General features: G+C 64.7%; 5 protein-coding genes. 3 read left to right on the top strand and 2 right to left on the bottom strand.

Features of this window, described 5'->3' with window-relative positions:
* Positions 1 to 72 precede the first annotated feature (72 nt).
* Positions 73 to 3117 carry a hypothetical protein gene (locus PHO31112_RS26845; RefSeq protein WP_150624762.1) on the top strand — a complete coding sequence of 1015 codons (3045 nt, stop codon included), beginning with the start codon at positions 73 to 75 and terminating at the stop codon, positions 3115 to 3117.
* A 317-nt stretch (positions 3118 to 3434) separates the two neighbouring features.
* Here the strand turns inward: PHO31112_RS26845 and PHO31112_RS27325 are convergent, their stop codons facing one another.
* A complete protein-coding gene (locus PHO31112_RS27325) occupies positions 3435 to 3578 on the bottom strand; it encodes a hypothetical protein (protein ID WP_174995915.1) in 144 nt (47 codons plus the stop codon).
* Here PHO31112_RS27325 and PHO31112_RS26840 point away from each other — a divergent pair.
* Complete coding sequence (locus PHO31112_RS26840) at positions 3577 to 4947, top strand: hypothetical protein (protein WP_150624760.1); 1371 nt, start codon at positions 3577 to 3579, stop codon at positions 4945 to 4947. The two genes, PHO31112_RS27325 and PHO31112_RS26840, sit on opposite strands and share 2 nt — an antisense overlap.
* A gap of 364 nt (positions 4948 to 5311) precedes the next feature.
* Here the strand turns inward: PHO31112_RS26840 and PHO31112_RS27320 are convergent, their stop codons facing one another.
* Entirely contained in the window at positions 5312 to 5455 is a 144-nt protein-coding gene (locus PHO31112_RS27320) for a hypothetical protein (RefSeq protein ID WP_174995914.1), read from the bottom strand.
* On the opposite strand from PHO31112_RS27320, the gene PHO31112_RS26835 reads away from it, so the two are divergent.
* A complete protein-coding gene (locus tag PHO31112_RS26835) occupies positions 5454 to 6824 on the top strand; it encodes a hypothetical protein (protein ID WP_150624758.1) in 1371 nt (456 codons plus the stop codon). The two genes, PHO31112_RS27320 and PHO31112_RS26835, sit on opposite strands and share 2 nt — an antisense overlap.
* Positions 6825 to 7100: the final 276 nt, after the last annotated feature.

The raw sequence follows: 7100 nt of genomic DNA, 5'->3' as shown, positions 1-7100 counted from the left end.
ATCACCTCGAACAGCGGATCGGAAAAGCGTTCAGCACCACAAGATGCAAGCAGTGGAAAGGATGCTGTTTCCATGCCACCCCCGGCCAAAATCCCTCGACAAGAAACTGGCGCGTCGGGCGGGAAAGCGACGATCACCGACGCCATCTTGCGGATCTGGAAGGCCCTCGGCCAGGGGGGGATTGCGGCTGCGGGTGGGCTCGGCGGTGTGGCCCGGCGGGACAATGTCCCGGCAGCGGCACTGAAAAATTACCTTCATGCCGACGGCCGCTTGACCCAGCACGGCGAAGACCGGCTCGCCCCGGGCAGGAAAGCGAAGATCACCGACGCCATGTTGCGGACGTGGAAGACCCTCGGCCAGGCGGGGATCGAGGCCGCCGGGGGGCTCGACGCTGTGGCCCGGCGGGACAAGGTCCCAGTGATGGCACTGAAAAATTACCTGCGTGCCGACGGCAGCTTGACCCAGCATGGCGAAGACCGGCTCAACCCGGGCGGGAAAGCGACGATCACCGAGGCCATGTTGCTGACGTGGAAGACCCTCGGCCAAGCGGGGATTAAGGCCGCCGGGGGGCTCGACGGTGTGGCCCGGAGGGACAATGTCCCGGCTGGGGCACTGAAAAATTACCTTCACGCCGACGGCCGCCTGACCCAACTCGGCGAAGACCGGCTCAACCCGGGCAGGAAAGTGGAGATCACCGACGCCATGTTGCGGACGTGGAAGGCCCTCGGCCGGGCGGGGATTAAGGCCGCCGGGGGGCTCGACGGTGTGGCCCGGCGGGACAATGTCCCGGTTATGGCACTGAAACATTACCTGCGTGCCGACGGCAGCCTGACCCAGCGCGGCGAAGACCGGCTCAACCCGTGCGGGAAAGCGACGATCACCGACGCCATGTTGCGGACATGGAAGACCCTCGGCCAGGCGGGGATTGAGGCCGCCGGGGGGCTCGACGGTGTGGCCAGGCGGGACAATGTCCCGGTGACAGCACTGAGAAATTACCTGCGTGCCGACGGCAGGCTGACCCCGCTCGGCGAAGACCGGCTCAACCTGGGCAGGAAAACGAGGATCACCGACGCCATGTTGCAGACGTGGAAAGACCTCGGCCGGGCGGGGATTAAGGCCGCCGGTGGGCTCGACGCTGTGGCCCGGCGGGACAAGGTCCGGGTTGCGGCACTGAAAAGCTACCTGCGTGCCGACGGCCGCCTGACCCCGCTCGGCGAAGACCGGCTCAACCCGGGCAGGAAAGCGACGATCACCGAGGCCATGTTGCGAACGTGGACGGCCCTCGGCCAGGCGGGGATTGAGGCCGCCGGTGGGCTCGACGGTGTGGCCAAGCGGGACAATGTCCCGGCTGGGGCATTGAAAAATTACCTTCGTGCCGACGGCAGCCTGACCCAGCGCGGCGAAGACCGGCTCAACCCGGGCAGGAAAGCGACGATCACCGGGGCCATGTTGCGGACGTGGAAGACCCTCGGCCAGGCGGGGATTAAGGCCGCCGGCGGGCTCGACGGTGTGGCCAGGCGGGACAATGTCCCGGCTGGGTCACTGAGAAAATACCTTCGTGCCGACGGCAGGCTGACCCAACTCGCCGAAGACCGACTCAACCCGGGCGGGAAAACGAAGATCACCGACGCCATGTTGCTGACGTGGAAGACCCTTGGCCGGGCGGGGATTAAGGCCGCCGGTGGGCTCGACGCTGTGGCTAAGCGGGACAATGTCCCGGCTACGGCACTACGACATTACCTGCGTGCCGACGGCCGCCTGACCCAGCTCGGCGAAGACCGGCTCAACCCGGGCGGGAAAGCGACGATCACCGAGGCCATGTTGCAGACGTGGAAGACTCTCGGCCAGGCGGAGATTGAGGCCGCCGGTGGGCTCGACGGTGTGGCCAGGCGGGACAATGTCCCGGCTGCGGCATTGAAAAGCTACCTTCGTGCCGACGGCAGGCTGACCCAACTCGGCGAAGACCGGCTCAATCCGGACGGGAAAGCGAAGATCACCGACGCCATGTTGCGGACGTGGAAGGCTCTCGGCCAGGCGGGGATTAAGGCCGCCGGTGGGCTCGAAGGTGTGGCCCGGCGGGACAATGTCCCGGTTGCGGCACTGAAAAACTACCTTCGCGCCGACGGCAGCCTGACCCAACGCGGCGAAGACCGGCTCAACCCGGGTGGGAAAGCGACGATCACCGACGCCATGTTGCAGACGTGGAAGGCCCTCGGCCATGAGGGGATTGAGGCCGCCGGGGGGCTCGACGGTGTGGCCAGGCGGGACAATGTCCCAGTGATGGCACTGAAACATTACCTTCATGCTGACGGCAGCTTGACCCAGTTCGGCGAAGACCGGCTCAACCCGGACGGGAAAGCAACGATCACCGAGGCCATGTTGCGGACGTGGAAGACCCTCGGCCAGGCGGGGATTAAGGCCGCAGGTGGGCTCGAAGGTGTGGCTAGGCAGGACAATGTCCCGGCTGGGGCATTGAAAAATTACCTTCGTGCAGACGGCAGGCTGACCCAGCTCGGCGAAGACCGGCTCAACCCGGGCGGGAAAGCGAAGATCACCGACGCCATGTTGCAGACGTGGACAACCCTCGGCCACGAGGGGATTGAGGCCGCCGGTGGGCTCGACGGTGTGGCCAAGCGGGACAATGTCCCGGCTGCAGCACTGAAAACTTACCTGCGTGCCGACGGCCGCCTGACCCAGTTCGGCGCAGACCGACTCAATCCGGACGGGAAAGCGAAGATCACCGACACCATGTTACAGACGTGGAAGGCCCTCGGCCAGGCGGGGATTAAGGCCGCCGGTGGGCTCGACGGTGTGGCCAAGCGGGACAATGTCCCGGTTGCGGCACTGAAAAATTACCTGCGTGCCGACGGCAGGCTGACCCAACGCGGCGAAGACCGGCTCAACCCGGGTGGGAAAGCGAAGATCACCGACGCCATGTTGCAGACGTGGACGGCCCTCGGCCAGGCGGGGATTGAGGCCACCGGTGGGCTCGACGGTGTGGCCAGGCGGGACAATGTTCCGGTTGCGGTACTGAAAAATTACCTGCATGCCGACGGCAGCCTGACCCAGCGCGGCGAGAATCGGCTCCTCCGCAAGGCGGGCGCGCAGCCTATGTGAACGGCAATGTTCCCAGGGCGGTGCTCGTCGTGCTGCTCTGCGGCGATGACAAATCGACGCAAGCAAAAGACACCAAGCGCGCTAAGAAACTGGCTGACGGGCACGCCGCGCACTGAGCGATTCGTGCAAGCGCAGATGGCTAGACCATGCGACAGTCAATCGCGATCGCCAAAATTTCTATCCTCTGAAGCCATGAATCGAGTTTCCAGCACTGGAGCCACGCGCTCCCAGCCCCCAGTGACTGCGTCAACGTCGGCGCAGCTTCAACAGAATGCACGGCCGCCGGCTGCGCTGGCCGCCAATGTGCATGTGGTGCATCAGGCCGATGGGCGATCCGGCATGCCGTCGAGCTCGGCCCAGCGACCGCTTTCCCTCGCAACACTGGAAATCACCTCGAACAGCGGATCGGAAAAGCGTTCAGCACCACAAGATGCAAGCAGTGGAAAGGATGCTGTTTCCATGCCACCCCCGGCCAAAATCCCTCGACAAAAAACTGGCGCGTCGGGCGGGAAAGCGACGATCACCCGCGCCATGTTGCAGACGTGGAAGACTCTCGGTCAGGCGGGGATTGAGGCCGCCGGTGGGCTCGACGGTGTGGCCCGGCGGGACAATGTCCCGGTGACAGCACTGAAAAATTACCTGCGTGCCGACGGCAGCCTGACCCCGCTCGGCGAAGACCGGCTCAACCCGGGCGGGAAAGCGAAGATCACCGACGCCATGTTGCAGACGTGGAATGCCCTCGGCCAGGCGGGAATTAAGGCCGCCGGTGGGCTCGACGGTGTGGCCAGGCGGGACAAGGTCCCGGCTGGGGCACTGAGAAAATACCTTCGTGCCGACGGCAGGTTGACCCAGCGCGGCGAAGATCGGCTCAACCCGGATGGGAAAGCGAAGATCACCGACGCCATGTTGCAGACGTGGACAACCCTCGGCCTGGCGGGAATTAAGGCCGCGGGTGGGCTCGACGCTGTGGCCAAGCAGAACAATGTCCCGGTGACAGCACTGAGAAACTACCTGCGTGCCGACGGCAGCCTGACCCAGCTCGGCGAAGATCGGCTCAACCCGGGTGGGAAAGCGAAGATCACCGAGGCCATGTTGCGGACGTGGAAGGCCCTCGGCCAAGCGGGGATTGAGGCCGCCGGTGGGCTCGACGGTGTGGCCCGGCGGGACAATGTCCCGGTTACCGCGCTGAAAAATTACTTGCGTGCCGACGGCCGCCTGACCCAGATCGGCGAAGACCGGCTCAACACGGTCGCGAAAACGAAGATCACCGACGCCATGTTACAGACGTGGAAGGCCCTCGGTCAGGCGGGGATTAGGGCCACCGGTGGGCTCAACGGTGTAGCTAGGCGGGACAAGGTCCCCGCTGGGGCACTGAGAAAATACCTTCGTGCCGACGGCAGGCTGACCCAGCGCGGCGAAGACCGGCTCGCCCCGGGCGGGAAAGCGAAGATCACCGAGGCCATGTTGCAGACGTGGAAGGCCCTCGGCCAGACGGGGATTAAGGCCGCAGGTGGGTTCGACGGTGTGGCCCGGCGGGACAATGTCCCGGTGACAGCGCTGAGAAATTACCTGCGTGCCGACGGCCGCCTGACTCAACTCGGCGAAGATCGGCTCACCCCGGGCAGGAAAGCGAAGATCACCGAGGCCATGTTACAGACGTGGAAGGCTCTCGGCCAGGCGGGGATTAAGGCCGCAGGTGGGCTCGACGCTGTAGCCAGGCGGGACAATGTCCCAGTTATGGCACTGAAACATTACCTTCGTGCCAACGGCAGCCTGACCCAGCTCGGCGAGAATCGGCTCCTCCGCAAGGCTGGCGCGCAGCCTATGTGAACGGCAATGTTCCCAGGACGGTTGAGACTGATCACTCGGTTCACGTCGGCCCGAGCTATCGAGTGTATTTCGCGTAACGTGGTGCCGTACTCGTGATCCTGCTGTGTAGCGGCGACAAGTCGACGCAGGTAAAAGATATCAAGCGCGCCAAGAAGCTGACTGAGCGATTCATGCAAGCGCCGATGGCTAGGCCATGCGACAGTCAATCGCGATCGCCAAAATTTCTATCCTCTGAAGCCATGGATCGAGTTTCCAGCATTGGAGCCACGCGCTCCCAGCCCCCAGTGACTGCGTCAACGTCGCCGCAGCCTCGACAGAATGCACGGCCGCCGGCAGCGCTGGCCGCCAATGTGCACGTGGTGCATCAGGCCGATGGGCGATCCGGCGTGCCGTCGAGCTCGGCCCAGCGACCGCTTTCCCTCGCAACACTGGAAATCACCTCGAACAGCGGATCGGAAAAGCGTTCAGCACCACAAGATGCTAGCAGTGGAAAGGATGCTGTTTCCATGCCACCCCCGGCCAAAATCCCTCGACAAGAAACTGGCGCGTCGGGCGGGAAAGCGAAGATCACCGGCGCCATGTTGCAGACGTGGAAAACCCTCGGCCAGGCGGGAATTAAGGCCGCGGGTGGGCTCAACGGTGTGGCTAGACGGGACAATGTCCCGGCTGGGGCACTGCGACATTATCTTCGTGCCGACGGCCGCCTGACCCAACTCGGCGAAGACCGGCTCAACCCGGGCAGGAAAGCGAGGATCACCGACGCCATGTTGCAGACGTGGACGGGCCTCGGCCAGGCAGGAATTAAGGCCGCCGGTGGACTCGACGGTGTGGCCAGGCGGGACAATGTCCCGGCTACCGCACTGCGACATTACCTTCGTGCCGACGGCCACCTGACCCAGATCGGCGAAGACCGGCTCAACCCGGGCGGGAAAGCGAAGATCACCGACGCCATGTTGCAGACGTGGACAACCCTCGGCCACGAGGGGATTGAGGCCGCCGGTGGGCTCGACGCTGTGGCCCGGCGGGACAATGTCCCGGTTGCGGCACTGAGAAAATACCTTCGTGCCGACGGCCGCCTGACCCAGCTCGGCGAAGACCGGCTCAACCCGGGCAGGAAAGCGAAGATCACTGACGCCATGTTGCGGACGTGGAAGACCCTCGGCCAAGCGGGGATTGAGGCCGCCGGGGGGCTCGACGGTGTGGCCCGGCAGGACAATGTCCCAGTTGCGGCACTGAAAAATTACCTGCGTGCCGACGGCCGCCTAACCCAGATCGGCGAAGACCGGCTCAACCCGGGCAGGAAAGTGGAGATCACCGACGCCATGTTGCAGACGTGGAAGGCCCTCGGTCAGGCGGGAATTGAGGCTGCGGGTGGGCTCGACGGTGTGGCCCGGCGGGACAAGGTCCCGGCGACAGCACTGAGAAATTACCTGCGTACCAACGGCCGCCTGACCCAGCGCGGCGAAGACCGGCTCAACGCGAGCGGGAAAGCGAAGATCACCGACGCCATGTTGCGGACGTGGAAGGCCCTCGGCCAAGCGGGGATTGAGGCCGCCGGTGGGCTCGACGGCGTGGCCCGGCGGGACAAGATCCCGGTTATGGCATTGAAGCATTACCTGCGTGCTGACGGCAGCCTGACCCAGTTCGGCGAAGACCGGCTCACCCCGGGCAGGAAAGCGAAGATCACCGACGCCATGTTGCGAACGTGGAAGGCCCTCGGCCGGGCGGGGATTAAGGCCGCCGGGGGGCTCGAAGGTGTGGCCAAACGGGCCAATGTCCCGGTTGCGGCATTGAAAAATTACCTGCGTGCCGACGGCAACCTGACCCAGCTCGGCGAGAATCGGCTCCTCCGCAAGGCTGGCGCGCAGCCTATGTGAACGGCAATGTTCCCAGGACGGTTGAGACTGATCACTCGGTTCACGTCGGCCCGAGCTATCGGGTGTATTTCTCGCAACGTGGTGCCGTGCTCGTGCCCCCTGCTCCGCTTGCCGCGACAGCCCCCATCCTGCCGAGCACGCCGCGCACTGAGCGATTCGTGCAAGCGCGGATGGCAAGACCGTGCGACAGTCAATCGCGACCACAAGAATTTCTATCCTCTGAAGCCATGGATCGAGTTTCCAGCATTGGAGCCACGCGCCCCCGGCCCCCAGTGA

Origin of the sequence: Pandoraea horticolens (assembly GCF_902459555.1) — a bacterium.
Taxonomy (GTDB): Bacteria; Pseudomonadota; Gammaproteobacteria; order Burkholderiales; family Burkholderiaceae; genus Pandoraea; species Pandoraea horticolens.
This window is presented reverse-complemented; position numbering and strand designations above follow the sequence as displayed.

Bases quoted from the DNA above. Each gene is read 5' to 3' on its own strand.
- PHO31112_RS26845 (WP_150624762.1), top strand. From the start codon at position 73: ATGCCACCCCCGGCCAAAATCCCTCGACAAGAAACTGGCGCGTCGGGC.
- PHO31112_RS26840 (WP_150624760.1), top strand. From the start codon at position 3,577: ATGCCACCCCCGGCCAAAATCCCTCGACAAAAAACTGGCGCGTCGGGC.
- PHO31112_RS27325 (WP_174995915.1), bottom strand. From the start codon at position 3,578: ATGGAAACAGCATCCTTTCCACTGCTTGCATCTTGTGGTGCTGAACGC.
- PHO31112_RS26835 (WP_150624758.1), top strand. From the start codon at position 5,454: ATGCCACCCCCGGCCAAAATCCCTCGACAAGAAACTGGCGCGTCGGGC.
- PHO31112_RS27320 (WP_174995914.1), bottom strand. From the start codon at position 5,455: ATGGAAACAGCATCCTTTCCACTGCTAGCATCTTGTGGTGCTGAACGC.